We start from the raw sequence: 25,872 nt of genomic DNA, 5'->3' as shown, positions 1-25,872 counted from the left end.
CCGGCAGAAATGAGTGGAGAAGGCGGCGGGATCGCCGCCTTCTCCGATCTTGCAATGGAGCGATCAGAACGGGATCAGGAGCCCGAGCCGAGGCACTTGTTGGTCTTGGTGTTGAAGTTGCCGCACTTCTTGCCGACCCAGTCGCCGATGAGGTCCTTGGAGCCGTCGAGCTCCTTCGACCAGGCATCGCCGGGGACGAGGCTCGGGGTCTTCCAAACCACGTCGAACTGGCCGTTGCCCTTGATCTCGCCGATGAACACCGGCTTGGTGATATGGTGGTTCGGAAGCATCTTGGAGGTGCCGCCGGTCAGGTTCTTGGCTTCGATGCCCGGGAGAGCGTCGATCACCTTGTCGGGATCGGTCGACTTCGCCTTCTCGACCGCCTTGACCCACATGTCGAAGCCGATCACGTGCGCTTCCATCGGATCGTTGGTCACGCGCTTCGGATTCTTGGTGTAGGCCTGCCACGCCTTGATGAACTTCTCGTTCTCCGGCGACTTGATCGACTGGAAGTAGTTCCAGGCGGCGAGGTGGCCGACCAGCGGCTTGGTGTCGATGCCGGCGAGCTCTTCCTCACCCACCGAGAACGCGACCACCGGGATGTCCTTCGCCTTGATGCCCTGGTTGCCGAGCTCCTTGTAGAAGGGAACGTTGGCGTCGCCGTTGATGGTCGAGACCACCGCGGTCTTCTTGCCGGCCGAGCCGAACTTCTTGATGTCCGCCACGATCGTCTGCCAGTCGGAATGACCGAACGGCGTGTAGTTGATCATGATGTCTTCCTGGGCGACACCCTTCGACTTCAGATAGGCTTCCAGGATCTTGTTGGTGGTGCGCGGATAGACGTAGTCGGTGCCCGCGAGCACCCAACGCTTCACCTTCTCTTCCTTCATCAGATAATCGACGGCGGGGATCGCCTGCTGGTTCGGCGCAGCTCCCGTGTAGAAGACGTTGCGCTCGCTCTCCTCGCCCTCGTACTGCACCGGGTAGAACAGGATGCTGTTCAGTTCCTTGAACACCGGGAGCACCGACTTGCGCGACACCGAGGTCCAGCAGCCGAACACGACCGAGACCTTGTCCTTGGTGATCAGCTCGCGCGCCTTTTCGGCGAACAACGGCCAGTTCGAAGCCGGGTCGACGACGACGGCTTCCAGCTTCTTGCCGAGCACGCCGCCCTTCTTGTTCTGCTCGTCGATCAGGAAGAGGATGGTGTCCTTCAGCGTGGTTTCGCTGATCGCCATGGTGCCGGACAGGGAGTGCAGCACACCGACCTTGATGGTGCCGTCCGCGGCCTTCGCGCCAGTCAATGAAGCCAGACCGAGCATCAGTCCGGCAGTCGCGGCGAGCACGCCGCGGCGGCTAAATGAAGCCGCTATATCGTGAGTGGATTTGTTAAACATGAGTGCCTCATCTCCCTGACGCAGACGTGAAAAACGCTGCGAAACGGCCCCACGGCCGCCTGCGATTAACGGAATCGCAAGAACCATGCCATGGTCTGGGCACCCATCAACCCATTGAATCGACTTACCTAATCATCAGAAATCAAAGCTTCGCCGCAGTCAGGCAGCCCGATTCGTAGGCAATTTAAATGTATGCGAAAGCGGCAGCGTGACTATTTTTTAATCAGATGGCCAATTCTGGCTAAATTTCCGGCAGCAGTATTTTTGCACCGCACCCGGAGTTTCGGACGCATCTGCCTTGAAAGCGCCCCCTCGATGTTCCATATGAACGTCCGAGACCTCTTGCGAATCAAGGGGTCGTTGCGAGCCGCGTGTTCTTAAGCCCGCTACGGGCGTCTGGCTTGCCCCATATCTCCCAAGCCATCCGACACCCCAAACACGCAGGTGTCTTCTCGACACCCTTCTGCGCGCGCCGCGCTGAATGCGCCGGCGTTCGCCTTTGACATGGAAAGACCCTTCTTTTGACTTCGTTTCAGGACTTCGGCCTCGCCGAACCCATCGCTCGCGCTCTTCGTGAAGAGAATTACCTCACCCCCACCCCGATCCAGGCCCAGACCATCCCGCTGGCATTGACCGGCCGCGACGTCGTCGGCATCGCCCAGACCGGCACCGGCAAGACCGCGTCCTTCGCGCTGCCGATCCTGCATCGCCTGCTCGAGAACCGCATCAAGCCGCAGCCCAAGACCGCCCGCGTGCTGGTGCTGTCGCCGACCCGTGAGCTGTCCGGCCAGATCCTCGACAGCTTCAACGCCTACGGCCGCCACATCCGCCTGTCCTCGACGCTCGCCATTGGCGGCGTGCCGATGGGCCGCCAGGTCCGCGCGCTGATGCAGGGCGTCGACGTTCTCGTCGCCACCCCAGGCCGCCTGCTCGACCTCGTGCAGAGCAACGGCCTGAGGCTTTCAAGCGTCGAGTTCCTCGTGCTCGACGAGGCCGACCGCATGCTCGACATGGGCTTCATCAACGACATCCGCAAAATCGTCGCCAAGCTGCCGATCAAGCGGCAGACGCTGTTCTTCTCGGCCACCATGCCGAAGGATATCGCCGAGCTCGCCGATTCCATGCTGCGCGACCCCGCCCGTGTCGCGGTGACGCCGGTGTCCTCGACCGCCGAGCGGATCAACCAGCGCATCCTGCAGGTCGATTTCGCGGCCAAGCCCGCCTTCCTGACCAAGCTGCTCCAGGACGAGGCCATCAACCGCGCGCTGGTCTTCACCCGCACCAAGCACGGCGCCGACAAGGTGGTGAAGACGCTGGCCAAGGCCGGCATCGCCGCCAACGCCATCCACGGCAACAAGTCGCAGAACCATCGCGAGCGCACGCTCGCCCAGTTTCGTTCGGGCGAGATCCGCACCCTGGTCGCCACCGACATCGCCGCCCGCGGCATCGACGTCGACGGCATCAGTCACGTCATCAATTTCGACCTGCCGAACGTGCCGGAAACCTATGTCCATCGCATCGGCCGCACCGCGCGTGCCGGCGCCGACGGCACCGCGATCTCGCTGGTCGCGGGCGGCGAGGAGCTCGGTTATCTGCGCGACATCGAGCGGCTGATTCGCGTCGCCCTGCAGCGGGAGGACCACCGCACCGACGCCGGCCGCCGCGATCCCGGTCCCGCTCCGTCGCAGCAGCGACAGGGCCGGCCAGGCGGCCGCCCCGGCCAGTGCCCGCAAGGCGCACGGCACGGTGACGGACGTCGCACCGACGAACGGCATGCCGACGGGCGCCACCATGGTGCCGGCAAGCAAGGTGACGGAAGGCACGGTGAGGGACGCCACGCGGAGGCAAGGCATGTGGAGGGAAGGCATGCGGAGGGAAGACCCGGCAGTGGGCAACATGCCTCCAAGGGTTCTCGCCGCCGCCGCTCCGGTGGTAAGATGCACTCATCGCCTGTCGACCGTCCGGAACAGCGTTCCGCGCATAGCGCCGGGACCCCTGATGGGATACAAGGCGTTGCCTTTTTGCGCCGCCAGAGTCGGCCAAACAGCCAACCGAACCGCAAACCCCATTCGCACTAGCCGTCCACGACCTGGAGACATTCATGGCTAAGGAAGAGCTGATCCAGTTCGAAGGACTGGTCACCGAAATCCTCCCCGATGCCCGCTACCGCGTGCAGCTCGACGCCGGACACGAGATCGTTGCCTATACCGCCGGCAAGATGAAGAAAAACCGCATCAAGACGCTCGCGGGCGACCGCGTGACGGTGGAGATGTCGCCCTACGACCTCGAGAAGGGCCGGCTGATTTTCCGCCACAAGGACGAGCGTCCCAGCGGCGTGGGTGGGCCTCCGCGCCCCGGCCAGCGCGGCGGCCAGTTCCGCCGCCGCTAGTCGGCTGCGGCGCGCGTTCGAAATCCGATCTGTATTGATCCGCCGTTGACCTCACGGCGGATCAAAAAATCGTGCGTGTCCGGATTGTTTCGGAGCCTTGTTTCCGATAAAATGAATTAATCGATTTTCGGCCGGACGACATTGGCATCCACCGGTACAGCCGGTTCAGACACGCTGACGACCCTTCCAGAAATTCGATCTAACCCTGCCCGCGCGAGCGGGCTTCGACATTGTGTTATCTGAGAAGGACTATCCCCATGAGCATGGGAACCGTGAAGTGGTTTAACGCAACCAAAGGCTTCGGCTTCATTCAGCCCGACGACGGCGGCCAGGACGTGTTCGTTCACATCAGCGCCGTGGAGCGCGCCGGCCTCGGCTCGCTGCGCGAGGGCCAGAAGATCTCCTACGAGATCGTGGCCGACCGCCGTTCCGGCAAGTCGGCGGCCGACAACCTGCGCGCTGCGGGCTGAGCCCGCCGGGCCGGTAGCCCGATCGGCGAACGAGCCAAAGTAAAAAAGGCCGTGCGAAACGCACGGCCTTTTTCATTTCACGGGCGGCTGGCAAGCCTCAACAGGTCGAGGGCACGTTGTTGTAGGGCACGCAGGTGACCTGACGCGGCCGCGTGTAGGAGAGATCGCTCAGCGTCACGCTCGACTTCAAGACGTAGCCAATGGTCGGCGTGTAGGTGTACTTGACCTCGCTCAGGATGAGATAGCTCGACGGAATCAGGAGCGTCGAGGGAATCATCGTGGTGACCGTCTCGCCGGCGGTCCGAGTCGAGGTCGCCAGCGTGGCTTGCGTCGCCCCGCTCGCGATCGTTCCGGCCTTGCTCCACTGAACCTTGGCGACGCTGTTGGCGTCGATGTAGATCTGGGAGATCGTGCCCTTCACGAGCGTCGCGTCGTAAGGCATCACGACGGAGATGCTTGCCGTGAACGAATCCTTCATGCTGGCATCGTTCAGCGCGGTCGACTGCGACGTCAGATCGGACAGTGTCCGCGCGATCAAAGTGACTTTGCGGTCGATCGCCACGGCCGACGAGAATTCGACGGTGCCGAAGAACATCACCAGCATCAGCGGCACAATGATCGCGAATTCGGTCGCCGCCAGCGCGCGCTTGTCGGCGATGAAGCCGCGCACGCAGCTGCGTGCATTCCTCCAGATGTTCGTAATCGCCCGCATCGGTCCGCCCGGATCCATCTGCCTCAGAAGGGTTCGTTCTTGAACGCCGCCGTCGCCACCATCAGCCGCTTGTTGTTGCAACCCATGTTGTAGCCGAGACCGGTGACGATGAGCGGCCATTGATAGAACAGGCGCACCACGACCACCTGGCCGGAGCTCCCGGCACTGTATTGCATGCCGGAGGGATTGAAGCTGCAGGAATCGCCGAAGCTGGTGAGGTTGAGTGTCCCGAAGGAGCTGGTGCTGACAACGTCGACGTAGAGCTTGCTGCAATCGAACAGCGCCGGGATCTTGGTGCAGACGAAGGCCTTGAACGTCGTCTGATCGCATGCAGAGACGGTGTTGGGCGCGGTCTGGCAGGCCGCGACCGAGCCGCCTTGTGCCTGGGCCTGGCCGGTCAGAATCGCGCGCGCGGAGTCCTGCGCGACGGTCTCGAGCACCTGGCTCGAGAAGAACATGAGCGCCGTCTCGATGATGGCGAACAGCAGCGCGAAGAACATCGGTGCGACCAGCGCAAACTCGACGGCTGCGGAGCCGCGGCGGTTGCCGCGAAACCGGAGCAGCGCTTTCCGCAGCGTGAACCTCGTAGGTGCAGGCGATGGCATCTCGTCAAATTCCCCAGCGACCGGCGATCATCTGCCCGTTCAATAGCGGAAACTGATTGTTTAAGTGTTTCAGACGATCCGCAGCCGGCAGACCGCGCCGTTAGGAATGCGTTAACCAGGCGCGTGCCGAAGCGCGGAAAACGCGGCGCGCGGAGAGATGCCGGCGAAGCGGCGAGCAGGCCCGCGGGGGATTCAGGCCGGTCGGCTAGTTTGGCTTGGCGGCCGCGCCGGCCCCCGCACCGCCACTGGCGCTGCTGCTCAGCGTACCGGCCTGGCTCATCGCGTTGTTGAAGTAGGCGTCGCTGTCGCCGAGCGTCACGCGGCGCTGGCAAAGCGGCACGCAGCTGTAGGACTCGCGCTCGATGCCGCGATAGACGGTGACGAGCCGGTCGCTCGGACCTTCGACCTGGATCTGGCGGTCCACCAGAATCTCGCCGCCGCGGTCGAGCGCGATGAAGTTGGTGGCCCCGTAGCCCTTTCCGGTCACGACGATCATGCCGCCGGGCTGGAGCGTGACGTCGGCGATCAGGGGATTACCGACCACGATGGTCGCCACCTTGCCGGGCAGCCGCACCAGCTTGGCCTGGTCGACATTGACCGCGATGGTATCGGCGACGGGCTCGGCCCGGCCAGCGGCCGGCGTTGCCAGCATCGCAGCGGCAACCAGAAGACAGACGCGCACATGACGGCGCAGGATTTCTTTACGCATACTCTTACCCCCGGGACGTCACAAACCGGCAGAAGCAACCGAATACAGCGGAGCCGGTGCCCGACCCGGCTAACCTGCCTTCAATTCATGAACGTTCCGCAAACTCGCCGAGTATTGTTTGAGCGGACGGACATTTGCGGGGCCCGCCCCCTAAAGCGCGATGAGTTCTGGATGAATCGCCATCGCGCTTTAGGTTGTTGTTTACGCATGATCTTACCGGAAAGCCGCTTCGCACTGTCCGGATCATGCTTTAGTGCCGGAACGGATAGGCGAGCTGGCCTCCGATCTCCTTGGGCATGCTCGCTTCGTCCTTGCCGTAATCCTGCGGCAGCCTGCCCTCTGGCATGCGGAAGGTGCCGAACAGCACGTCCCAGATCGGGAACGTTCCGGCGAAATTGGTGTCGCCGCCCTCTTCGAGCGAGGTGTGGTGCCAGCGGTGGAAGACCGGCGTCGCCAGCACGTATTTGAACGGCCCGAAGGTCCAGTTCAGGTTGGCGTGCACGAAGGCCGAATGGAAGGTGGTGAACGGGCCGACCCAGACCATGACGTTCGGGGAAATGCCTGCCATCAGCAGCACGACGTCGACGCTGATCGTCCCGAGCAGGAGATTGACCGGATGGAAGCGGGCCGCGGAGATCCAGCCGATCTCCTCCGACGAATGATGGACGGCGTGATATTTCCAGAAGCCGCCGCCGTGGAAAAGCCGATGCAGCCAGTACAGCATGAAATCGGACAACACCAGAAACAGCAGGGCTTGCAGCCACAGTGGCAGCTGCGCCAGCGGACCGTGGCCATTGTCGTAGAAGGCGATGAGCTCGTCGGCGTCGTGAATGTTGAAGACCACCCCGGCGCCGACGACCAGCAGTCCGATCCGCATGGTGCGGGCGAACACCGGGACGAAGAACCAGTAGCAGATGTCGGTGACGATCTCGCGCTTGCGCCACCACGGCGCACCGGGATTGCAGGCCCACAGATGCTCCAGCACGGTGAAGACCGCCGCGAGCACGAAGGTGACCGGTATCACCTTCACGATGGTCTCGCCGAGCATCAAGGCGACTTGCATGGGCAGGCTCGACATCGTCGCCACTCTCCGCGAATTCTAATGTTGCCCTTACGCCTACTCCGCGAAATTTAAGGGAGGGTGAAGCAGGCACCGCATCGGCGGCGCATCCGGAACCGGAACGAATTGCAGAGGCCGTCTTAAGGCGAAATTCACTCTGGGCAAAAGCATCACGGCGGCGCTGGGTTTACCCGATCGAATTAACTGTCCCGAAAGAGCTCGGCTCTCATGGTCATCGCGTCAACGACAGCGCCGAACGAGGCGATCCCCACCCAGACGGAGTTTTGTTCATGAAGAACTTGATTGCGCGTTTCGCGAAGGATGAATCCGGCGCCACCGCCATCGAATACGGCCTGATCGCCGCCGGCATCGCGCTGGCCATCATCACCGTCGTCAACAATCTCGGCACCACGCTGAACGCCAAGTTCAGCTCGATCAGCACCTCGCTGAAGTAAGCGGGTCCACGAACGACGGCAAAGGCCCCGGACCTCCGGGGCGTTTGTTTTTCTGAAGACGGCGAGTTCCAGTGGCGTTGCACAAGGCAAGAACCGATGCCGCGGTCGCGGCGCGCGAGGCGGAAGCGGCACAAGCCGGCTCGCCGGTCTATTGGATCTGCCTCGCGCTTTTGGTTGCGACTGTCGCACTCGCCGCACGCATTGCCAGCTTCTGGTGAAGGCGCGTTCGGCGGCCGAGGGCTCCGCGCGCCCCGTGCCGCCGTTGTCGGTTTGTTTAGCATCGCGCGCTAGCATCGCCCGACGCCAGTTCCCGTGGCAAACTCAGGCCTCAAGACGCAGCTCATGATCCTCGACCTTGCGCGCCTTCTGCTCTTCCCGGCCCTGATGGCGTTCGCCGCCGCGAGCGATCTCTTCACGATGACGATCTCGAACCGCGTGTCTCTGGCGCTGGTGGCAGGCTTCTTCGTGCTCGCCTTCGCCGGCGGCATGGCACCTTACGAGATGCTGAGTCACGTCGGCGCCGGTGCGTTGCTCCTGGTCGTGGCCTTCACCTGCTTCGCCATGGGCTGGGTGGGCGGCGGCGACGCCAAGGTCGCGGCCTCCGTCGCGCTTTGGTTCGGCTTCCCACATCTGATGAACTTCCTGCTCTACGCTTCGCTGTTCGGCGGCGCGCTGACGCTGCTCCTGCTCCAGTTCCGGCAGTGGCCGCTGCCGTACGGGCTGGCAGGACAGGCCTGGCTCGCACGGCTGCATGCCCAGGAGAGCGGCATTCCATACGGCATCGCGCTCGCGCTGAGCGCGCTGATGGTCTACCCGGAGACCGAATGGGTGATGGCGATCGACCTCGCTCACCTCGCGCTGCGCTGAACACCCCGGGTAAACCCGGCGTTAAGGCGATTTAGATACGCCTCATTAACCATGCTTTGACGAATAGCTGGTCAACTGCCGATTACGGCGGCGGCAGCGTCGCGGCGTATTGTGGAAAGTTGAAGCGTATGAATAGGGCACGCATTGTCGTCCTGACGGTCGCCATCTGCGCCGGCGGCGTCGCCGCGTACCTGGCGAGCGGCACCGACAATTCTGCGCCGCCACCGGTTCCGGTCGCGCAGCTTCCGACAGTCGACGTCCTTGTGGCCAAGAACGACATCGGCCTCGGCCAGACCGTGAAGCCCGAAGACATCCAATGGCAGACCTGGCCGACCGCGACCGCCAGCGCCACCTTCATCCGACGCAACGAGCGCCCCGATGGCGCGACCCAGGTGACGGGCTCGATCGCGCGCGCGCCCTTCATTCAGGGCGAGCCGATCCGCGACCAGAAACTGGTCAAGGCCGAGGGTTCCGGCTTCATGGCGGCAATCCTGCCCACCGGCATGCGGGCGATCTCGACCGAGATCTCGCCGGAGACCGGCGCAGGCGGCTTCATCCTGCCCAACGACCGCGTCGACGTTCTGCTCACGCGCCGGCTCAAGAACCCGGACCAGAGCAGCGGCGCCCCAGACATCGTCACCTCCGAGATCATCCTGGCCAATATCCGCGTCCTCGCCATCGACCAGGCGCCCAAGGAGAAGGACGGGCAAAACGCGGTGATCGGCAAGACCGTCACCCTCGAGCTCAACCCTGCGCAGACCGCGACGCTCTCCGCGGCGCGTCAGAGCGGCACGCTGTCGCTGGCGCTGCGCAGCATCGTCGACGTCAAGATGAGCGAGATCACGCTCGATGACTCCGCGCAGAAGCGAGAGGGTGTCTCGATCATTCGCTACGGCATTCCAAGTCAGACGGCTAAGGCACGATGAAGATAGTCGACATCAAATGCAGGGCAGATTCGGCGACGATGCGGACCTCACTGGTCCGCGCCCTGTCGTTTTCGGCCGCCCTCGCACTGGCGCTCAACCCGGCGATCGCAGCCGATTACCGCCCGATGGCGCCGGTCGCGGCGCACGGCCAGATCAATGCGCGTTTCCTCTCGCTCGGTGTCGGCAAGTCCATCGTCATCGACCTGCCGCGCGACATCAAGGACGTGCTGGTCGCCGATCCCAAGATCGCCAACGCGGTGGTCCGCTCGGCACAGCGCGCCTATATCATCGGCGCCGCCGTCGGCCAGACCAACATCGTGTTCTTCGATTCCGCCGGTCAGCAGATTGCGGCCTATGACATCGCGGTGAAGCGCGACCTCAACGGCGTGCGGGCCGCGCTGAAGCAGGTCCTGCCCAATGCGGACATCCAGATCGACGGCCTCGGCGACGGCGTCGTCCTGACCGGCACCGCTGCCAATCCGCTGGAGGCGCAGCAGGCCAACGATCTCGCCGCGCGCCTGGCCGGCGGCGCCGACAAGGTGGTGAACTCGATCGTGGTGCGCGGCCGCGACCAGATCATGCTCAAGGTGACGGTGGCCGAGGTCCAGCGCAACATCGTCAAGCAACTCGGCATCGACCTCTCCGCCAACCTCAATTACGGCACCTCGGTGGTGAGCTTCACCAACTCGAACCCGTTCACCGCGCTCGGCAAGAACCTCGTGGACGGCAACAACCTGACCACGAAGTTCGGCGCCGCCCCGTCGGTGCAGGCCACGCTGCGCGCGATGGAAACCGCCGGCGTGATCCGCACGTTGGCCGAACCGAACCTGACCGCGATCTCCGGCGAATCGGCGACGTTCATCGCGGGCGGTGAATTCCCGGTTCCGGCAGGCTATGCGTGCGACCCCACCACGCATGTCTGTACCACCCAGATCAGCTTCAAGAAGTTCGGCATCTCGCTGAACTTCACTCCCGTCGTGCTCAGCGAGGGCAAGATCAGCCTGCGGGTGATGACCGAAGTCTCCGAGCTGTCGAACGAGAATGCGATCACGCTGTCGCAGGCGGTGACCTCGACCTCGGTGAACTCGCTGACGGTGCCCTCGATCAGGACCCGCCGCGCCGAGACCTCGCTGGAAATTCCCTCCGGCGGCGCGATGGCGATGGCCGGCCTGATCCAGCAGCAGACCAAGCAGGCGATCAGCGGATTGCCGGGGCTGATGCAGCTGCCAATCCTGGGCACGCTGTTCCGCAGCCGCGACTTCGTCAACAACGCGACCGAGCTGGTCGTGATCGTGACGCCTTATGTCGTCCGTGCGGTGGCGCCGAAGGACCTGTCGCGGCCGGATGACGGCTTCGCCCCGCCTGCCGATCCGCAGGCGCAGCTGATCGGCAACATCAACCGGCTCTACGGCGTACCTGGACGGACCGAACCGGCCAAGAACTACCGCGGCACCTACGGCTTCATCACCGAGTGAGGCGGAACGGGGACTTCACGATGATCACAAGACCACCCCAGCTTCGCAAACGCGCAGTCCGCCTCGGTGGCGCGCTCGTCGGTCTAACGCTCGCGCTCGGCGGCTGCCAGCACGACGAGGTCGTTACCGCCTCCATTCCCAACGACTACAAGCAGCGCCATCCGATCGCGATCGAGGAGCAGAACCGCTCGATCGTCGTCTTCGTCGGTCATGCCCGCGGCGGATTGACGGCTGCTCAACGTGCGGACGTGATGGGCGTCGCATCGGCGTGGTTGCACGAAGGCACCGGCGCCATTCGCATCGACGTGCCGTCCGGCACGCCCAATGCGCGTCCCGTCGCGGATACGATGCGCGAGATCCAGGCCATGCTGGCAGCGGCAGGCGTTCCTCCGCGGGGCGTCAACATTCGGCCCTACCAGCCCGAGGACAAGCGGTTCCTGCCGCCGATCCGGCTCACCTACTCCAGGATCGCGGCGGTTGCGGGTCCCTGCGGCCTGTGGCCGGACGACATCGGGCCTTCGATGAAGAACAAGACCTGGTTCGAGAACAAGGATTATCACAATTACGGCTGCGCCTATCAGCGCAACCTCGCCGCCATGGTCGACAATCCGTCGGACCTCGAGCAGCCGCGGCCCGAGACACCTTCCTACACGATACGGCGCACCGCCGCCTTCGAGAAGTATCGTAAGGGAATGCCGACGGGAGTCGCCTATCCCGATGCCGACAAGGCCAAACTCAGCGACACAGGCAAATGATCAGTTACGCGCGCCAGACACACGAAGAGCAGCCGGCAGCAGCTCCTCCGCCGGTCGAGGAGCATATTGCGCCCGCGCCGCGCGTCTCGGTCCAGGCCTTCTGCGAAACCGTCGAGACGGCCGCCGCGGTCCAGTCGGCCGGCGAGGATCGCCGTCTCGGCAAGGCTCACCTGAAGATCCAGATGGGCGGCATGGCGGCTGCGATCGAAGCCTACCGCTCGGCTCCGACGCCGAACGTGATCGTGCTCGAGAGCGACGGCCGCAACGACCTGCTGGGCGGGCTCGACCAGCTCGCCACCGTCTGCGATGCCGGCACCCGCGTGGTCGTGATCGGACGCATCAACGACGTCACGCTCTACCGCGAGCTGGTGCGCCGCGGCGTCAGCGACTACGTGCTCGCGCCGGTCGGCGCGATCGACGTCGTGCGCTCGATCTGCAACCTGTTCTCGGCTCCTGAAGCCAAGGCGGTCGGCCGCATCATCGCCGTGGTCGGCGCCAAGGGGGGCGTCGGCGCTTCGACCATCTCCCACAACGTCGCCTGGGCGATCGCGCGCGACCTCGCAATGGATGCCGTCGTCGCCGACCTCGATCTCGCCTTCGGCACCGCCGGCCTCGACTACAACCAGGATCCGCCGCAGGGCATCGCCGACGCCGTGTTCTCGCCCGATCGCGTCGATACCGCCTTCATCGACCGCCTGCTGTCGAAGTGCACCGACCATCTCAGCCTGCTGGCGGCGCCTGCGACGCTCGACCGGGTCTATGATTTCGGCACCGACGCTTTCGATTCCGTGTTCGACACACTGCGCTCCACCATGCCCTGCATCGTGCTCGATGTCCCGCATCAATGGTCGGGCTGGACCAAGCGCGCCTTGATCGGAGCGGACGACATCCTGATCGTGGCCGCCCCGGACCTCGCCAATCTGCGCAATACCAAGAACCTGTTCGACCTGTTGAAGGCCGCCCGCCCCAACGACCGGCCGCCGCTCTACTGCCTGAACCAGGTCGGCGTGCCGAAACGGCCCGAAATCGCCGCCGCGGAGTTCGCCAAGGCGATCGAGAGCCAGCCGATCGTCTCGATCCCGTTCGAGCCGCAGATCTTCGGTTCGGCCGCCAACAACGGCCAGATGATCGCCGAGATCTCCGCCAACCACAGATCGATCGAGATGTTTCTGCAGATCGCCCAGCGGCTGACCGGCCGCAGCGAGACCAAGAAGCAAAAGTCGTCCCTGCTTTCACCTCTGATTGAGAAGTTGCGGGGAAAATAAGCCGCCGCATGGAGTAGTTTAAGTGTTCGGTAAGCGTAGCGGAACAGACACCGACTTTCGGGCGCCCAAGCCCGGCGCCGTGTCGCTCGAGCCTGCCCCGGCTCAGGCGCCGACGGTGTCGCGCGCCCCGCCGCCGCCGGCCGTCGCCTCGCCGCCGCTTGCGCCCGCCAAAGCTCCACCGCCTCCGCCCATGGAGAGCCGGCGTTCGGACAATTATTACGAGGTCAAGGCGACCATCTTCGGCGCGCTGATCGAGGCGATCGACCTCGCCCAGCTCGCCAAGCTCGATTCGGAGTCCGCGCGCGAGGAAATCCGCGACATCGTCAACGAGATCATCGCGATCAAGAACATCGTGATGTCGATCGCCGAGCAGGAGGAGCTGCTCGACGACATCTGCAACGACGTCCTCGGCTACGGCCCGCTCGAACCATTGTTGTCGCGCGACGACATCGCCGACATCATGGTCAATGGCGCCAACACGGTCTTCATCGAGGTCAACGGCAAGATCCAGAAGACAGGCATCCGCTTCCGCGACAACCAGCAGCTTCTCAACATCTGCCAGCGCATCGTCAGCCAAGTCGGCCGGCGCGTCGACGAATCCTCGCCGATCTGCGACGCGCGCCTCGCCGACGGCTCCCGCGTCAACGCCATCGTGCCGCCGCTGTCGATCGACGGCCCCGCCCTCACCATCCGCAAGTTCAAGAAGGACAAGCTGACGCTGGATCAGCTCGTCAAATTCGGCGCGATCACGCCGGAAGGCGCCGAGATCCTCCAGATCATCGGCCGCGTCCGCTGCAACGTGCTGATCTCCGGCGGTACCGGCTCGGGCAAGACCACCCTGCTCAACTGCCTCACCAACTACATCGAGCACGACGAGCGCGTCATCACCTGCGAGGACGCCGCCGAGCTCCAGCTGCAGCAGCCCCACGTGGTGCGGCTGGAAACCCGCCCGCCCAACATCGAGGGCGAGGGCCAGGTCACGATGCGCGAACTGGTGCGCAACTGCCTGCGTATGCGCCCCGAACGCATCATCGTCGGCGAGGTCCGCGGACCCGAAGCCTTCGACCTGCTGCAGGCCATGAACACCGGCCACGACGGCTCGATGGGCACGCTGCACGCCAACAACCCGCGCGAGGCACTGTCGCGCTGCGAATCCATGATCACGATGGGCGGCTTCTCGCTGCCCTCGCGTACCATCCGCGAGATGATCTGCGCCTCGATCGACGTCATCATCCAGGCCGCGCGCCTGCGCGACGGTTCCCGCCGCATCACCCACATCACCGAGGTGATGGGCATGGAAGGCGACACCATCATTACCCAGGACATTTTCCTCTACGACATGGTCGGCGAGGACGCCAACGGCAAGATCATCGGCCGGCACCGCTCGACCGGCATCGGCCGTCCGAGGTTCTGGGAACGCGCCCGCTATTACGGCGAGGAGAAGCGTCTCGCTGCGGCGCTCGACGCGGCGGAAGTCGCGCCGAAGACGTGAGCAGGTCAACAGCGCCATGAACATCCAGGTCCTCGCCCTCGCCTTCCTCGCCACCGCAGCGGTCGGCGGCATCGCCTGGGTCTTTCTCTATCCGCTGCTGTCAGGAGAGCGAAAGGCGGAAAGCCGCCGCGCCTCGGTCGCGCGCGCCGAAGCGCCTACGGCCCGGCAGGCCGAGAAGACCCAGCGCTCGCGCCGCGAGCAGGTCGAGTCCACGCTCAAGGATCTCGAGGCGCGGCGCGCCCAGGAGAAGAGCGCTCCGCTCAGCGTCCGCCTGTCGCAGGCCGGGCTCGACTGGACGCCGCAGAAATTCTGGATCGTGTCTGCCGTCGTGGCTGGCGTATTCTTCGCGGCCGCCATGTTCGCGGGCGGCGGCCTGATCGGCGCCGCCGGCCTTGCCTTTGCCGGCGGCTTCGGCCTGCCGCGCTGGGCACTCGGCTTCTTGAAGAAGCGCCGCGAAACCAAGTTCCTGGCTGCACTGCCCGATGCGGTCGACGTGATCGTTCGCGGCATCAAGGCAGGCCTGCCCTTGTTCGAATCGATCAAGGTCGTGGCCGCCGACGCGCCCGAGCCGCTGCGCAGCGAGTTCCTGGCCATCATCGAGACGCAGGCGATCGGCATGCCGCTGGGCGAGGCCTGCGCGCGGCTCTACGAGCGGATGCCGCTGCCGGAAGCCAATTTCTTCGGCATCGTGGTGTCGATTCAGCAGAAGTCGGGCGGCAACCTCTCCGAAGCGCTCGGCAACCTCTCCAAGGTGCTGCGCGACCGCAAGAAGATGAAGGAAAAGATCCAGGCGATGTCGATGGAAGCCAAGGCCTCGGCCGGCATCATCGGCTCGCTGCCGCCGATCGTGATGTTCCTGGTCTATCTCACGACGCCGCAATACATCTCGGTGCTTTGGACTCATCCCACCGGCCAGCTGATGCTGGTCGGCTGCGTCGTCTGGATGTCGATCGGCATCCTGGTGATGAAGAAGATGATCAACTTCGATTTCTGACGGTGTCGCATGATCGAATTACTCGTCTCGAAACTGCACGACGTCCGTTTCATGACCATGCTGCTCGCGGCCATCGCCGCGAGCGCCACCGTCTATACGCTGGTGATGCCGCTGTTCGCCGGCGAGGGCCTCTCCAAGCGCATGAAGGCGGTGGCGAGCGAGCGTGAGCGCATCCGCCAGCGCGAGCGTGAGCGTCTCAACAAGAACGAGAAGGTTTCGCTGCGCCAGACACCGAAGCAACTCGTCTCCAAGGTGGTCGAGGACTTCAACCTGACCAAATGGCTCGCGCAGGAAGCTGCGCGGGACAAGCTCATCATGGCGGGTTACCGCGGCCAGGCGCCCTATATCACCTTCCTGTTTGCCCGAATGGTCGCCCCGATCGTGTTCCTGATCGGCTCGGTCCTCTACGTGTTCGTGATCGCAAACATGCAACAGGCGCTGCCGGTCAAGATCGGTATCTGCCTCGGCGCCGCCTATCTCGGCCTCCAGGCGCCGATGCTGTTCCTCAGGAATGCGATCTCCAAGCGCCAGCTCTCGATCAAGCGTGCGTTTCCCGATGCGCTCGACCTGCTTCTGATCTGCATCGAATCCGGCATGTCGGTCGAGATGGCATTCCGGAAAGTTGCGAACGAAATCGTGGGCCAGTCGATCGCTTTGTCGGAGGAGTTCACCCTGACCACGGCCGAGCTGTCCTATTTGCAGGATCGCAAGGTCGCCTATGAGAATCTGGCACGGCGCACCGGGCTCGAGGGCGTCAAGTCGGTGTGTCTGGCGCTGCAGCAGGCGGAACGTTACGGCACCCCGCTCGGCCATTCCTTGCGCGTCATGGCGCAGGAGAATCGCGACATGCGTATGAACGAGGCCGAGAAGAAGGCGGCCGCTCTGCCGCCGAAGCTCACGGTGCCGATGATCCTGTTTTTCCTGCCGGTGCTGTTCGTGGTCATTCTCGGACCCACCGCCATCAAGGTCACCGAGATGCAGTGAGCCGGGCTGGACCGCTACGGTCCGCCACGAGGCCAGGAAGTCGGATGATCAGTCGGGCTGGCTCAGCGAAGCGACCGGCGTCCGCTTCGGCGCGCCGCGCGGGGCGTCGCTACGGCTCAGCATCTCCTTGAGATAGGCAACATTGGCCGCAGCCTGATCCGGCGGCAGGTCCGCCTTGACGATGGTCTCCGCTTCCGCGAAGCGGCCCTGGAGACCGACGACCAAGCCGAGGTTCTGCCGCACCCGGGCGCCGGCCCGCGGCGAGGCATATGCCTGCCGCAGCGCCTCTTCCGCCTTCGGCAGCTCTTTCGACAGCATGTAGGACAGGCCGAGGTTGGAGAGCACGCCGGGATCACCCGGTGCGATCTTCAGCGCGCTCGCGTAGTAGGATCGCGCCTCCTCATGACGGCCCATCTGATCCAACGCGGTGCCCTGCACCGAGAGCAGGCGCCAGTCCGGATTGTCGGGCGAATGCGCCTTGGACAGCACGTCGAATGCCTGCTGGAAATTGCCGTTGTCGGCGAGTGCGCGGCCGTATTGGGCAAGCAGCGCCTTGTTGCCGGGATTGGCGATGGTCGCCTGCTCGAGCACGGCGGCCGCCTGGGCGCGTTGGCCGTTGGCGCGCAAGGCCTGTCCGTAGGCGAGTGCGGCATCGGCATCCCGGGGATTGGCGCGGTAGCGCTCGCCATAGGCTTCAACCGCACGCGCCGGATCGGTCGGCGCGCGATCGGCGGAGGCCGTTTCCGCCCGCGAACCGAGCGAGCCCGTCACCTCGGAGAGTTTCGACATGGCCGTGCAGCCGCCGAGACCCATCGCCACCGTCGCGACCAGCGACGTGGAAGTAAGTAGCCGGGTAAGCCTGATCCGTTGACGCATGACGCTTTGACTCTCGAGCCGCTCGATCGAGCCGAACGTGTCAGCAATAGAATGTTAACCCTAACGGCCGGTTAACGGCGGCCGTCCGACGTGCTCCTGGCGCGCCGGTGGTTGCTGCGGCGGCGCTTGCCCGCCGAGGCCGAGATCGAGGCCGAGCGCCTTCACCTGGTGGTCCAGCTCTCGCAGCAATTGCAGCCTTTGCCTCGCCCGCAGCCGAACGTCGACCCCCTCGCAAGGCAGCCGCGGCACCTGGCGCAGGAAGTCGTTACAATTGATCAGGCCTCTGCCGTAGAGCTCGCCGAGCTGAGCGCGATCGATGCCGAGCACCTCGGCGGATTCCTCGATCAATCGGCCGAGCAGCGTCTTCACCGCGGCGAGCACGTCGATGTCGAATCCCGGCCCGGATCTCGCAGCCTTGCGCTCGAGCTCCGTCCAGGCATGGGCCGAGACGACGTAGGTGTAGAGCGCATGCGCCCAGTTCGGCTCCGCCTCATCGTAGAAGCTGCCACGCCTGAACAGCCGACCGATGATCGCCGCGACCTGATCACGTTTCAGCGCGCCGGACGAGGCGGCCTCGATCGCCGATTGGACGGCCGGATCACGGGAAAAGTCGCGCCCCGCCGGCAGCCTGATGACACCGCCCGGCAGGTTGGAATCGAGCGGCCTGAAGGCGGCATCGTTGCGGAGCCTCGAAAAGCGGGTGATCGCGAAGCGGTGCTCCGTGCGGCCATGGGACGCAGGGCCGAAATGAACGAGGTTGAAGCCGGCATCGTCGCCGGCTTGGCCGGTCGAGGACGGACAGGAGAGCACATAGATCGTGCGCCAGAACGCCTCACCGGTCTCGCCCGACGTCGCCCGCGGATCGGGAATGGAATAGCGGGTCAGACCCTCGACGTGGCGATGACCGTGCAGGACCAGATCGACGTTGAGCGAGGTGGCAGCCTCGAGGAAGGTTGCCGGTGCGGCGAGATACATCAGCGGCTCGTCCGGCACGCCGAGAAAGCGCTTTCCTTCGCCGGTCGCCTGCGGCAGCGGATGATGGTGCAGGGCCAGCACGCGCACCAGGTTGTCCACGGGCTCGGCATAGTCGGCGCGCCCGGCAGAGCCGATGCTCCCCGCGAGCTCGGCGCTCAGCCGGGCGGAATCTGCCACCATTGCCTTGTAGGCGCTCTCGCCGACCGTGCCGCTCGCGAGCGCCACGAAGCTTGCGCGATTGGAATCGAGCAGCACCAGGTCGAGGCCGGCCTGGCGGTAATAGACACTCTTCGCGGTTCGCGGCAGGTGCAGATAATCGTAGGCGTCGTGACGGCCGGCACGTTGGCTCGGCCGCTTGACGTCGTGATTGCCGGCCACGGCCTGGATGTCGGTGAACAGCCCGGTCTGCCGGAAGGATGCGATGACGGCGAGCGCCTCGTCGAGCGCGCGCGGCGTCGGGTCGTCCACCAGATCGCCCGTGATCAGCAGGATGCGATCGGGAACGGCCGCGACGTCCGCCATCTTCTCGCAAATTGCGGCCCTGAGCGTTTCGATGGCCGGAAGCAGCCGGCCCGACCCGTCCAGATGCAGGTCGGAAATCTGCGCAACAACGAACGATCTATCCATTTTGCGCCGCTCATCTGCAATGCTGGGCCGCCCAAACAATGAGAAAAATGCTTCGACGAACCGATTCAGCCGTATCGACCTGACCTGGCGGCCCCGTGCTGCTGCGTCTCTGCGTACGGGTCACGCAGAGCGAGCGACACAATCTAAAATGTTCGCGGATAATGCCACAACCAAAGCGCTAGTAAAGCCCCGCAGCCGCAGCGTCGCAAACGGCAGCTCACGGCGTGAGATACGAGATTTGTCCGAGGACGGTCCGTCTCGTCCGCTCAGTATTCGATGGCAATCCGCTTGCGGATCTCGTCGATGCGCCTGTCGAGCGCATCGAAGCGCGCGTGGACGGAGCGGTCGTGGAGATAGAAGACGTAGCCACCGGCAAGGAGCGCGAATATCCAATGGTGGTGCTCCACATAGCCGAAGATCACCTCGACGGCCTGGCCGACGAACGTAACCACGCTCCACACAAACTCCATTGCATGTCCTCCCGGCGCGTTTGTCGTCGATCGCCCCAATTTCATTCTGGCGACCGTTGCCGGAACCTACCATGGCCCCCTTGCGGCGAGTAGCGGCTCGCCGAACGGTGAGGGCAAAGCCGATTGCAGCCGCGGCCAAACTCTGCGAAGTCTCGTCCGTTCGCATGATCCGCCTGAACTGACGATCCGGACCCGCCAATGCCTTCTGTCTTCGAGACCTCATCCACCGCAACCCCGATCACCTTCGTCAGCAAGTCGAGCTGGGATCGGGTCGCCGAGACGCTGCCGCCGGCGCAACGCCAGTTCGCGCGCGCCAGCGCCTTTGCGGCCAAGCCGGGGGGTTATCTGGCGCTGCCCGCGACCGACGGCATCATCGCGCAGGTGCTGTTCGGGCTGGAGGAAGCGGGTGCAAGATCGCGCGACCTGTTTCGGCCCGGCGCCCTGCCCGGGCTCTTGCCGCCCGGCACCTATCGCTTTGCCAATGCACCGCACGATGCGCGGCTGGCCGCGCTCGCCTTCGCACTGGGATGCTACCGCTTCGCCCGCTACCGCAAGGCTGATCGCCCCGACGTCCGGCTGGTGCCGCCTGACGGTGTCGATGCGGCCGAGATCGAGCGGATTGCCGATGCCGCAATGCTCGCGCGCGACCTCATCAACACGCCGTCCAACGACATGGGCCCGGACGAGCTTGCCGCAGCGGCGCAAGCGCTCGCCGCCGAGTTCGGCGCGAGCTTTTCCTGCACCGTCGGCGAAGAGCTGGCGAAGAGCTTTCCGCTGATCCACGCCGTCGGCATGGCCTCCAGCCGCACGCCGCGGCTGATCGACATCGTTTGGGGCGATCCTGATCATCCCAAGGTGACGCTGGTCGGCAAGGGCGTGTGCTTCGACACCGGCGGCCTCGACCTGAAGCCGTCGAGCGGCATGCTGATCATGAAGAAGGACATGGGCGGCGCCGCCAACGTGCTGGCGCTGGCGCGCATGGTGATGGATGCGAAGCTGAAGGTACGGCTGCGCGTGCTGATCCCGGCGGTGGAGAACGCGGTTGCCGGCAATGCCTTCCGCCCGCTCGACATCTTCACCTCGCGCAAGGGCATCACCGTCGAGATCGGCAACACCGACGCGGAAGGCCGGCTCGTGCTCGCCGACGCGCTGGCGCTGGCCGACGAGGAGAAGCCCGATCTGCTGATCGACCTCGGCACACTGACCGGCGCGGCCCGCGTCGCGCTGGGGCCGGATCTGCCGCCCTTCTACACCAATGATGAGACGCTGGCTGCCGACGTCGCGCGCTGCGCGATGAAGGAGAACGATCCGTTGTGGCGCATGCCGCTATGGCCGCCTTACGATGCCTGGCTGGACTCCAAGACCGCCACCATCACCAATGCACCGTCCGGCGGTTTCGCCGGCTCGATCACCTGCGCCCTGTTCCTGCAACGCTTCGTCGAGCACGCCAGGAGCTGGCTGCATGTCGACATCTTTGGCTGGACGCCGTCGGCGAAGCCGGCGCGGCCCGAGGGCGGCGAGTGCCAGGCCGCGCGCGCCATCTACGCATTGCTGAGCGAGCGATATGCGTAGCAAAATCCACATTTCAAGTTTCGACCCACGGGTCACACCGTCACGCGGCGATATCGCAGCAAGCTATCTGATCGGCAGGGTGCAGGCCGACCGCTTCGTCGAGGGCGAGATCTGCGAAGTCACTGAAACGATCATTCCGCTGCGGCGTGCGCCGGCTGCAGATGCCGAACTGATGACGCAAGCTCTGAGAGGTGAGCGCGTCACGATCTACGACCGCAACGGCGAAGGCTGGGCGTGGGGCGAACTCAACACCGATGGTTACGTCGGCTGGCTACCTGATGCCTTCCTTGCGAGAGAATATACCGCACCAAATTACAAGGTGACAGCAATCAGAACTCTCGCCTTTCCCGGCCCATCAATCAAGCTACCGCCCTCAGCTTCGTTGGTCATGGGCTCTTGGGTCGAGATCACACGCGAGGACGGCTCCTTCGCCATCACGCACGATGGTCTATACCTGCCGAAGCAACACCTCGTAGACCTGCACGACTATGAGCCCGATTTCGTTGCAATTGCCGAACGCTTCGTCGGAACACCTTATCTCTGGGGCGGCAAGAGCAGCCTCGGTATCGATTGCTCCGGGCTCGTCCAAGTATCCCTGGAAGCCGCTGGCACCGGCTGCCCGCGCGACAGCGACATGCAGCTCGCCGGTCTCGGCCGCGCGCTGGAGCCGCATGAGCGAAGCAGCTTGCAACGCGGTGACCTGATCTTCTGGAAAGGTCATGTCGCAATCGTGCGCGACGCCACCACCATGGTTCACGCCAACGCGTATCACATGGCGACCGTCATCGAGCCGATCGAGCCGGCCATCGCACGGATCAAGCAGGCGGGCAGCGAGGTCGTCGCGATCAAGCGGCTGTAACCGCGCACCGGAGCTACGTCGCCACCGCCCCGTTCCCGGCCGTTTCCAGCCGGAACGCGGCCGCGAACAGCGCGCGGGTGTAATCCGTCTTCGGATTCCTGAACAGCTCGGCGGCCTGACCTTCCTCGACCACCTTGCCGCCGCGCATCACGATGAGGTGGCTGGCGAGCGAGGCGACGACGCGCAGATCGTGCGAGATGAACATGTAGGTGAGCTCGCGCTTGCGCTGGAGCTCGCGCAACAGATCGACCATCTGCGCCTGGAACAGCATGTCGAGCGCGCTGGTCGGCTCGTCCAGCACGACGAAATCCGGCTCCAGCACGATCGCGCGCGCGATCGAGATGCGCTGGCGCTGGCCGCCGGAGAATTCGTGCGGATAGCGGAAGCGCGTCTCCGGATTGAGTCCGACATCCCCCAGCGCCTTGACGACGCGCGCCTCGCGTTCCTCGCGCGAGAGCTTCGGCTGATGCACGGTGAGGCCTTCGGCGATGATGTCGGCGACCGACATGCGCGGTGAGAGCGAGCCGAATGGATCCTGGAACACAATCTGCATGTCGCGCCGGAACGGCCGCATCTCCTTGAAGCGCAGGCCCTGGATGTCGTTCCCCAAGAACACGATGCGGCCGTTCGAGGAGATCAGCCGCAGCAGCGCCAGCCCCAGCGTGGTCTTGCCCGAGCCGGATTCGCCGACCACCCCGAGCGTCTCGCCCTTGCGTACGGCGACACTCACGCCATCGACCGCCTTGATGTGGCCGACCGTCTTGCGCATCAGGCCGCGCTTGATCGGAAACCAGACTTTCAGATCATTGGCCGACATCACCACCGGCGCATTCGGCTGCGGTGGCGCCGGATCGGGCTTGGGTTCCGCCGCAAGCAGGTCGCGCGTATAGGGGTGCTTCGGGGTCTTGAAGACCTGCTCGACCGGCCCCTGCTCGACGATCACGCCGCCCTTCATGACGCAGACCGTGTCGGCGATGCGGCGGACGATGCCGAGATCGTGGGTGATGAACAGCAGGCTCATGCCGAGCCGCGCACGGATTTCGGCGAGCAGCGCCAGGATCTGCGCCTGCACGGTGACGTCGAGCGCGGTGGTGGGCTCGTCCGCGATCAGAAGGTCCGGCTCGTTGGCGAGCGCCATCGCGATCATCACGCGCTGACGCTGGCCGCCGGAGAGCTGGTGCGGATAGCTGTTCAGCCGCGTCTCGGGATCGGGAATGCCGACCTGAGTCAAGAGCTCCAGCGTCCGCATGCGCGCCTGCGCATTGCTGGTCGGATTGTGCAGCTGGATGATCTCGCCGATCTGCGCCTCGATCGTGTGCAGCGGATTGAGCGAGGTCATCGGCTCCTGGAAGATGATGGAGATGTCGCTGCCCCTGATCTCCCGCATCTGCTGCTCGGACTGGTCGATCAGCTCCTGGCCCTTGAAGCGGATGCTGCCGGAGGGATGCGAGGCATTCGGATAGGGCAGCAGCTTCAGGATCGAGAGCGCGCTGACCGATTTGCCGGAGCCGGATTCGCCGACCAGCGCGACGCATTCGCCGCGCTTGATCTGGAACGAGACCTTGTCGACCGCGAGCGTGGTGGCGCCGCCCTGATGAAAGGCCACCGAGAGGTCGCGAACGCTGAGCAGGGGCTGGTTGATCGCATCCATGGCCTTACCTGAACGTCTTGCGCGGATCGAAGGCATCGCGCACGGCTTCGCCGATGAAGATCAGCAGCGACAGCATGATCGCGACCGAGAAGAAGCCGGAGAAGCCGAGCCACGGCGCCTGCACGTTGGCCTTGGCCTGCGACAGCAATTCGCCGAGCGAGGGCGATCCCGGTGGCAGGCCGAAGCCGAGGAAATCGAGCGCCGTCAGCGTCATCACCGAGCTCGACACGATGAACGGCAGGAAGGTCATGGTCGCGACCATCGCGTTCGGCAGCAGGTGACGGAACATGATCACCTGATTGGAGACGCCGAGCGCCCGCGCCGCCTGGATGTATTCGAAATTGCGCCCGCGCAGGAACTCGGCTCGCACGAGGCCGACCAGCGAGACCCAGGAGAACAGCAGCAGGATGCCGAGCAGCACGAAGAAGCCGGGTACGAGCACCGAGGACAGGATCAGGAGAAGATAGAGCGAGGGAATCGCGGTCCAGATCTCGATGAAGCGCTGGAAGATCAGATCGACCCAACCGCCGAAATAGCCCTGCACCGCACCCGCCGCGATGCCGATGACCGATGAAACGATGGTGAGACAAAGGCCGAATAGCACCGAGATGCGGAAGCCGTAGATCAGCCGCGCCACCACGTCGCGGCCCTGATCGTCGGTGCCGAGCCAATTGTATTCGAGATCGCGGCAGCTCTTCAGCCCCTTCTTCTCCACCACCGGCTGGCACTGCTTCTCCGTCAGCATCCAGGTCGGCGGCGACGGTGCCGGCGTCGGCAGATCGAGATTGTGGGTGTCATAGGAGTAACGGATCAGCGGCCAGACGATGCTGCCGCCCTTGTCCTTGATCAGCTTCTGCAAGTAGGGGTCGCGGTAATCGGCAGCCGTCTCGAAATCGCCGCCGAACGTCGTCTCCGAATAGGTGACGAAAGCCGGCCAATAGAGACGGCCATCGAACTTGATCAGGAAGGGCCGATCATTGGCAATCAGCTCGGCGAACAGCGAGATCACGAACAGGCCGATGAAGATCCAGAACGACCAGTAGCCGCGGCGGTTGGCCTTGAAGTTCTGCCAGCGCCGCCGGTTGAGCGGCGACGGAGCGAACGGCTTGCGCGTGATCGGCACGGCATCGCCGAGCGGCGACTTCGCTGTGGTCTCGATCGGCGTCGGCGCGGTGATCGTCATCAGACCTCTCGCGCTTCGAAATCGATCCGGGGGTCGATCCACATATAGGTCAGGTCGGAGATCAGGTTGATGACGAGGCCGACCAGCGAGAAGATGTAGAGCGTGCCGAACACCACGGGATAGTCGCGGTTGAGCACGCTCTCGAAGCTGAGCAGTCCGAGCCCGTCCAGCGAGAAGATGGTCTCGATCAGCAGCGAGCCGGAAAAGAAGGCGTGGATGAAAGTGCCGGGGAAGCCAGCGATCACGATCAGCATCGCGTTGCGGAAGACGTGGCCGTAGAGCACCCGGTTCTCGCTGCAGCCCTTGGCACGGGCGGTCATGACGTATTGCTTGCGGATCTCGTCCAGGAACGAGTTCTTGGTCAGGAACGTCATCGTGGTGAACGCGCCCAACCCCATGGCAATCAACGGCAGCGTCAGATGCCAGAAGTAATCGATGATCTTCCAGTACCAGGGAAATTGCGACCAACCGTCCGAGGTCAGTCCGCGCAGCGGGAACCAGTTGAAGAAGGAGCCGCCGGCAAACAGGATGATCAGCAGGATCGCGAACAGGAAGCCCGGGATGGCATAGCCGAGCACGAGTACCGTCGAGGTCCAGGTGTCGAACCGCGCCCCGTCGTTCACGGCCTTGCGAATGCCGAGCGGGATCGAGATCAGGTACGTCACAAGCGTCAGCCAGAGGCCAAGCGAGATCGAGACGGGCAGCTTCTCCTTGATGAGCTGGAGCACGCTGACGTCGCGAAAATAGCTCTTGCCGAAATCGAAGCGGGCGAAATTCCACACCATCAGCAGGAAGCGTTCCGGCGCGGGCTTGTCGAAGCCGAACTGCACCTCCAGCTTCTTGATGAAATCAGGGTCGAGGCCCTGCGCGCCGCGATATTTCGAGTTGACGGCGTCGGCGCCCACCTGCCCCGGCGCGCGCTGCGCGAAATCGCTGCCGCCCGAGATGCGCGAGGTGCCTCCGGTATCGGCACCCGAGAGCTGCGCGATCACGCGCTCGACCGGGCCGCCCGGCGCGAACTGCACGACGACGAAGGACACGAAGAGGATTCCGAGCAGGGTCGGGATCATCAGCAGGATGCGGCGGGCGATATAGGCGCTCATG

Annotated in this window: 26 protein-coding genes; 15 read left to right on the top strand and 11 right to left on the bottom strand. The window is 64.4% G+C overall.

From position 1 onward, the window contains the following. Positions 1-74: 74 nt before the first annotated feature. Positions 75-1,397 carry an urea ABC transporter substrate-binding protein gene (gene urtA / locus BDOA9_RS10850; RefSeq protein ID WP_025033962.1) on the bottom strand — a complete coding sequence of 441 codons (1,323 nt, stop codon included), beginning with the start codon at positions 1,395-1,397 and terminating at the stop codon, positions 75-77. A gap of 521 nt (positions 1,398-1,918) precedes the next feature. Between urtA and BDOA9_RS10845 the strand changes: the two genes are divergently transcribed. The 3 genes from BDOA9_RS10845 to BDOA9_RS10835 all read left to right on the top strand — a co-directional run bounded on the left by BDOA9_RS10845 (position 1,919) and on the right by BDOA9_RS10835 (position 4,256). Beyond that, positions 1,919-3,475 (top strand): DEAD/DEAH box helicase, encoded by a 1,557-nt coding sequence (locus tag BDOA9_RS10845; protein ID WP_025033961.1) that lies wholly within the window; start codon positions 1,919-1,921, stop codon positions 3,473-3,475. Between the two features lie 23 nt (positions 3,476-3,498). Next, entirely contained in the window at positions 3,499-3,786 is a 288-nt protein-coding gene (infA, locus tag BDOA9_RS10840) for a translation initiation factor IF-1 (protein ID WP_008131890.1), read from the top strand. Between the two features lie 257 nt (positions 3,787-4,043). Beyond that, a complete protein-coding gene (locus tag BDOA9_RS10835) occupies positions 4,044-4,256 on the top strand; it encodes a cold-shock protein (protein ID WP_014439634.1) in 213 nt (70 codons plus the stop codon). A gap of 97 nt (positions 4,257-4,353) precedes the next feature. Here the strand turns inward: BDOA9_RS10835 and BDOA9_RS10830 are convergent, their stop codons facing one another. The 4 genes from BDOA9_RS10830 to BDOA9_RS10815 all read right to left on the bottom strand — a co-directional run bounded on the left by BDOA9_RS10830 (position 4,354) and on the right by BDOA9_RS10815 (position 7,360). Beyond that, positions 4,354-4,968: a TadE/TadG family type IV pilus assembly protein gene (locus BDOA9_RS10830; RefSeq protein WP_025033960.1), complete on the bottom strand. Its 615-nt coding sequence runs from the start codon at positions 4,966-4,968 to the stop codon at positions 4,354-4,356. Between the two features lie 23 nt (positions 4,969-4,991). Continuing rightward, positions 4,992-5,573: a TadE/TadG family type IV pilus assembly protein gene (locus tag BDOA9_RS10825; RefSeq protein ID WP_025033959.1), complete on the bottom strand. Its 582-nt coding sequence runs from the start codon at positions 5,571-5,573 to the stop codon at positions 4,992-4,994. Positions 5,574-5,778: 205 nt separating this feature from the next. After that, the gene (locus BDOA9_RS10820; protein WP_025033958.1) at positions 5,779-6,282 is read right to left on the bottom strand and encodes a pilus assembly protein N-terminal domain-containing protein; all 504 of its coding nucleotides are present in this window, start codon (positions 6,280-6,282) and stop codon (positions 5,779-5,781) included. 250 nt (positions 6,283-6,532) lie between these two features. Then, positions 6,533-7,360 (bottom strand): sterol desaturase family protein, encoded by an 828-nt coding sequence (locus BDOA9_RS10815; RefSeq protein WP_025033957.1) that lies wholly within the window; start codon positions 7,358-7,360, stop codon positions 6,533-6,535. A gap of 272 nt (positions 7,361-7,632) precedes the next feature. Here BDOA9_RS10815 and BDOA9_RS10810 point away from each other — a divergent pair, with 272 nt between their 5' ends. From BDOA9_RS10810 to BDOA9_RS10770, 10 genes are all read left to right on the top strand, one after another. Next, a complete protein-coding gene (locus BDOA9_RS10810; RefSeq protein WP_025033956.1) occupies positions 7,633-7,797 on the top strand; it encodes a Flp family type IVb pilin in 165 nt (54 codons plus the stop codon). A gap of 77 nt (positions 7,798-7,874) precedes the next feature. After that, positions 7,875-8,015 carry a hypothetical protein gene (locus BDOA9_RS38790; RefSeq protein WP_210183857.1) on the top strand — a complete coding sequence of 47 codons (141 nt, stop codon included), beginning with the start codon at positions 7,875-7,877 and terminating at the stop codon, positions 8,013-8,015. Between the two features lie 124 nt (positions 8,016-8,139). Next, complete coding sequence (locus BDOA9_RS10805) at positions 8,140-8,664, top strand: A24 family peptidase (protein WP_025033955.1); 525 nt, start codon at positions 8,140-8,142, stop codon at positions 8,662-8,664. A gap of 128 nt (positions 8,665-8,792) precedes the next feature. Continuing rightward, positions 8,793-9,590, top strand: coding sequence for a Flp pilus assembly protein CpaB (cpaB, locus tag BDOA9_RS10800; protein ID WP_025033954.1), 798 nt, complete (start codon positions 8,793-8,795; stop codon positions 9,588-9,590). Next, complete coding sequence (locus BDOA9_RS10795) at positions 9,587-11,065, top strand: type II and III secretion system protein family protein (RefSeq protein WP_152033218.1); 1,479 nt, start codon at positions 9,587-9,589, stop codon at positions 11,063-11,065. The genes cpaB and BDOA9_RS10795 overlap by 4 nt, the downstream gene beginning before the upstream one ends. A 20-nt stretch (positions 11,066-11,085) precedes the next feature. Then, positions 11,086-11,820 carry a CpaD family pilus assembly protein gene (locus BDOA9_RS10790; RefSeq protein ID WP_025033952.1) on the top strand — a complete coding sequence of 245 codons (735 nt, stop codon included), beginning with the start codon at positions 11,086-11,088 and terminating at the stop codon, positions 11,818-11,820. Then, entirely contained in the window at positions 11,817-13,085 is a 1,269-nt protein-coding gene (locus tag BDOA9_RS10785; RefSeq protein WP_025033951.1) for an AAA family ATPase, read from the top strand. The genes BDOA9_RS10790 and BDOA9_RS10785 overlap by 4 nt, the downstream gene beginning before the upstream one ends. Positions 13,086-13,107: 22 nt before the next feature. Then, entirely contained in the window at positions 13,108-14,577 is a 1,470-nt protein-coding gene (locus BDOA9_RS10780; protein ID WP_025033950.1) for a CpaF family protein, read from the top strand. 16 nt (positions 14,578-14,593) lie between these two features. Continuing rightward, a complete protein-coding gene (locus BDOA9_RS10775; protein ID WP_025033949.1) occupies positions 14,594-15,571 on the top strand; it encodes a type II secretion system F family protein in 978 nt (325 codons plus the stop codon). A 9-nt stretch (positions 15,572-15,580) separates the two neighbouring features. Next, complete coding sequence (locus BDOA9_RS10770) at positions 15,581-16,555, top strand: type II secretion system F family protein (protein WP_025033948.1); 975 nt, start codon at positions 15,581-15,583, stop codon at positions 16,553-16,555. 48 nt (positions 16,556-16,603) lie between these two features. On the opposite strand, the gene BDOA9_RS10765 is transcribed toward BDOA9_RS10770, so the two are convergent. The 3 genes from BDOA9_RS10765 to BDOA9_RS10755 form a co-directional block, all read right to left on the bottom strand. Continuing rightward, entirely contained in the window at positions 16,604-17,431 is an 828-nt protein-coding gene (locus BDOA9_RS10765; protein ID WP_025033947.1) for a tetratricopeptide repeat protein, read from the bottom strand. 60 nt (positions 17,432-17,491) lie between these two features. Beyond that, on the bottom strand, positions 17,492-19,033 hold the full coding sequence (locus BDOA9_RS10760) for a metallophosphoesterase family protein (RefSeq protein ID WP_025033946.1): 1,542 nt from the start codon (positions 19,031-19,033) through the stop codon (positions 17,492-17,494). Positions 19,034-19,299: 266 nt separating this feature from the next. After that, positions 19,300-19,503, bottom strand: a complete 204-nt coding sequence (locus BDOA9_RS10755; RefSeq protein WP_025033945.1) for a hypothetical protein — start codon at positions 19,501-19,503, stop codon at positions 19,300-19,302. Between the two features lie 198 nt (positions 19,504-19,701). On the opposite strand from BDOA9_RS10755, the gene BDOA9_RS10750 reads away from it, so the two are divergent. Together BDOA9_RS10750 and BDOA9_RS10745 are read left to right on the top strand one after the other, a co-directional pair. Next, the gene (locus BDOA9_RS10750) at positions 19,702-21,075 is read left to right on the top strand and encodes a leucyl aminopeptidase family protein (protein WP_025033944.1); all 1,374 of its coding nucleotides are present in this window, start codon (positions 19,702-19,704) and stop codon (positions 21,073-21,075) included. Then, on the top strand, positions 21,068-21,934 hold the full coding sequence (locus tag BDOA9_RS10745; RefSeq protein WP_025033943.1) for a C40 family peptidase: 867 nt from the start codon (positions 21,068-21,070) through the stop codon (positions 21,932-21,934). Before BDOA9_RS10750 ends, BDOA9_RS10745 begins: the two co-directional genes overlap by 8 nt. Before the next feature lie 13 nt (positions 21,935-21,947). Here the strand turns inward: BDOA9_RS10745 and BDOA9_RS10740 are convergent, their stop codons facing one another. Genes BDOA9_RS10740 through BDOA9_RS10730 form a run of 3 tightly spaced genes read right to left on the bottom strand, consistent with a single transcriptional unit; the run spans position 21,948 to position 25,871 of the window. Next, entirely contained in the window at positions 21,948-23,585 is a 1,638-nt protein-coding gene (locus BDOA9_RS10740) for an ABC transporter ATP-binding protein (RefSeq protein WP_025033942.1), read from the bottom strand. Positions 23,586-23,589: 4 nt separating this feature from the next. Further along, positions 23,590-24,768 carry an ABC transporter permease gene (locus BDOA9_RS10735; protein ID WP_025033941.1) on the bottom strand — a complete coding sequence of 393 codons (1,179 nt, stop codon included), beginning with the start codon at positions 24,766-24,768 and terminating at the stop codon, positions 23,590-23,592. Continuing rightward, a complete protein-coding gene (locus tag BDOA9_RS10730; protein WP_025033940.1) occupies positions 24,768-25,871 on the bottom strand; it encodes a microcin C ABC transporter permease YejB in 1,104 nt (367 codons plus the stop codon). Before BDOA9_RS10730 ends, BDOA9_RS10735 begins: the two co-directional genes overlap by 1 nt. Position 25,872: the final 1 nt, after the last annotated feature.

It is taken from the genome of Bradyrhizobium sp. DOA9, from assembly GCF_000617845.2.
In the GTDB taxonomy this organism is placed as follows: domain Bacteria; phylum Pseudomonadota; class Alphaproteobacteria; order Rhizobiales; family Xanthobacteraceae; genus Bradyrhizobium.
The sequence above is the reverse complement of the archived record's forward strand: the minus strand, read 5'-3'. Positions and strand labels throughout refer to the sequence as shown.

Excerpts from the sequence above, each read along its gene's own strand:
- urtA (WP_025033962.1), bottom strand. The coding sequence starts at position 1,397 with ATGTTTAACAAATCCACTCACGATATAGCGGCTTCATTTAGCCGCCGC.
- infA (WP_008131890.1), top strand. The coding sequence starts at position 3,499 with ATGGCTAAGGAAGAGCTGATCCAGTTCGAAGGACTGGTCACCGAAATC.
- BDOA9_RS10835 (WP_014439634.1), top strand. The coding sequence starts at position 4,044 with ATGAGCATGGGAACCGTGAAGTGGTTTAACGCAACCAAAGGCTTCGGC.
- BDOA9_RS10830 (WP_025033960.1), bottom strand. The coding sequence starts at position 4,968 with ATGCGGGCGATTACGAACATCTGGAGGAATGCACGCAGCTGCGTGCGC.
- BDOA9_RS10825 (WP_025033959.1), bottom strand. The coding sequence starts at position 5,573 with ATGCCATCGCCTGCACCTACGAGGTTCACGCTGCGGAAAGCGCTGCTC.
- BDOA9_RS10820 (WP_025033958.1), bottom strand. The coding sequence starts at position 6,282 with ATGCGTAAAGAAATCCTGCGCCGTCATGTGCGCGTCTGTCTTCTGGTT.
- BDOA9_RS10815 (WP_025033957.1), bottom strand. The coding sequence starts at position 7,360 with ATGTCGAGCCTGCCCATGCAAGTCGCCTTGATGCTCGGCGAGACCATC.
- BDOA9_RS10810 (WP_025033956.1), top strand. The coding sequence starts at position 7,633 with ATGAAGAACTTGATTGCGCGTTTCGCGAAGGATGAATCCGGCGCCACC.
- BDOA9_RS10805 (WP_025033955.1), top strand. The coding sequence starts at position 8,140 with ATGATCCTCGACCTTGCGCGCCTTCTGCTCTTCCCGGCCCTGATGGCG.
- cpaB (WP_025033954.1), top strand. The coding sequence starts at position 8,793 with ATGAATAGGGCACGCATTGTCGTCCTGACGGTCGCCATCTGCGCCGGC.
- BDOA9_RS10795 (WP_152033218.1), top strand. The coding sequence starts at position 9,587 with ATGAAGATAGTCGACATCAAATGCAGGGCAGATTCGGCGACGATGCGG.
- BDOA9_RS10790 (WP_025033952.1), top strand. The coding sequence starts at position 11,086 with ATGATCACAAGACCACCCCAGCTTCGCAAACGCGCAGTCCGCCTCGGT.
- BDOA9_RS10785 (WP_025033951.1), top strand. The coding sequence starts at position 11,817 with ATGATCAGTTACGCGCGCCAGACACACGAAGAGCAGCCGGCAGCAGCT.
- BDOA9_RS10775 (WP_025033949.1), top strand. The coding sequence starts at position 14,594 with ATGAACATCCAGGTCCTCGCCCTCGCCTTCCTCGCCACCGCAGCGGTC.
- BDOA9_RS10770 (WP_025033948.1), top strand. The coding sequence starts at position 15,581 with ATGATCGAATTACTCGTCTCGAAACTGCACGACGTCCGTTTCATGACC.
- BDOA9_RS10765 (WP_025033947.1), bottom strand. The coding sequence starts at position 17,431 with ATGCGTCAACGGATCAGGCTTACCCGGCTACTTACTTCCACGTCGCTG.
- BDOA9_RS10760 (WP_025033946.1), bottom strand. The coding sequence starts at position 19,033 with ATGGATAGATCGTTCGTTGTTGCGCAGATTTCCGACCTGCATCTGGAC.
- BDOA9_RS10755 (WP_025033945.1), bottom strand. The coding sequence starts at position 19,503 with ATGGAGTTTGTGTGGAGCGTGGTTACGTTCGTCGGCCAGGCCGTCGAG.
- BDOA9_RS10750 (WP_025033944.1), top strand. The coding sequence starts at position 19,702 with ATGCCTTCTGTCTTCGAGACCTCATCCACCGCAACCCCGATCACCTTC.
- BDOA9_RS10745 (WP_025033943.1), top strand. The coding sequence starts at position 21,068 with ATGCGTAGCAAAATCCACATTTCAAGTTTCGACCCACGGGTCACACCG.
- BDOA9_RS10740 (WP_025033942.1), bottom strand. The coding sequence starts at position 23,585 with ATGGATGCGATCAACCAGCCCCTGCTCAGCGTTCGCGACCTCTCGGTG.
- BDOA9_RS10735 (WP_025033941.1), bottom strand. The coding sequence starts at position 24,768 with ATGACGATCACCGCGCCGACGCCGATCGAGACCACAGCGAAGTCGCCG.
- BDOA9_RS10730 (WP_025033940.1), bottom strand. The coding sequence starts at position 25,871 with ATGAGCGCCTATATCGCCCGCCGCATCCTGCTGATGATCCCGACCCTG.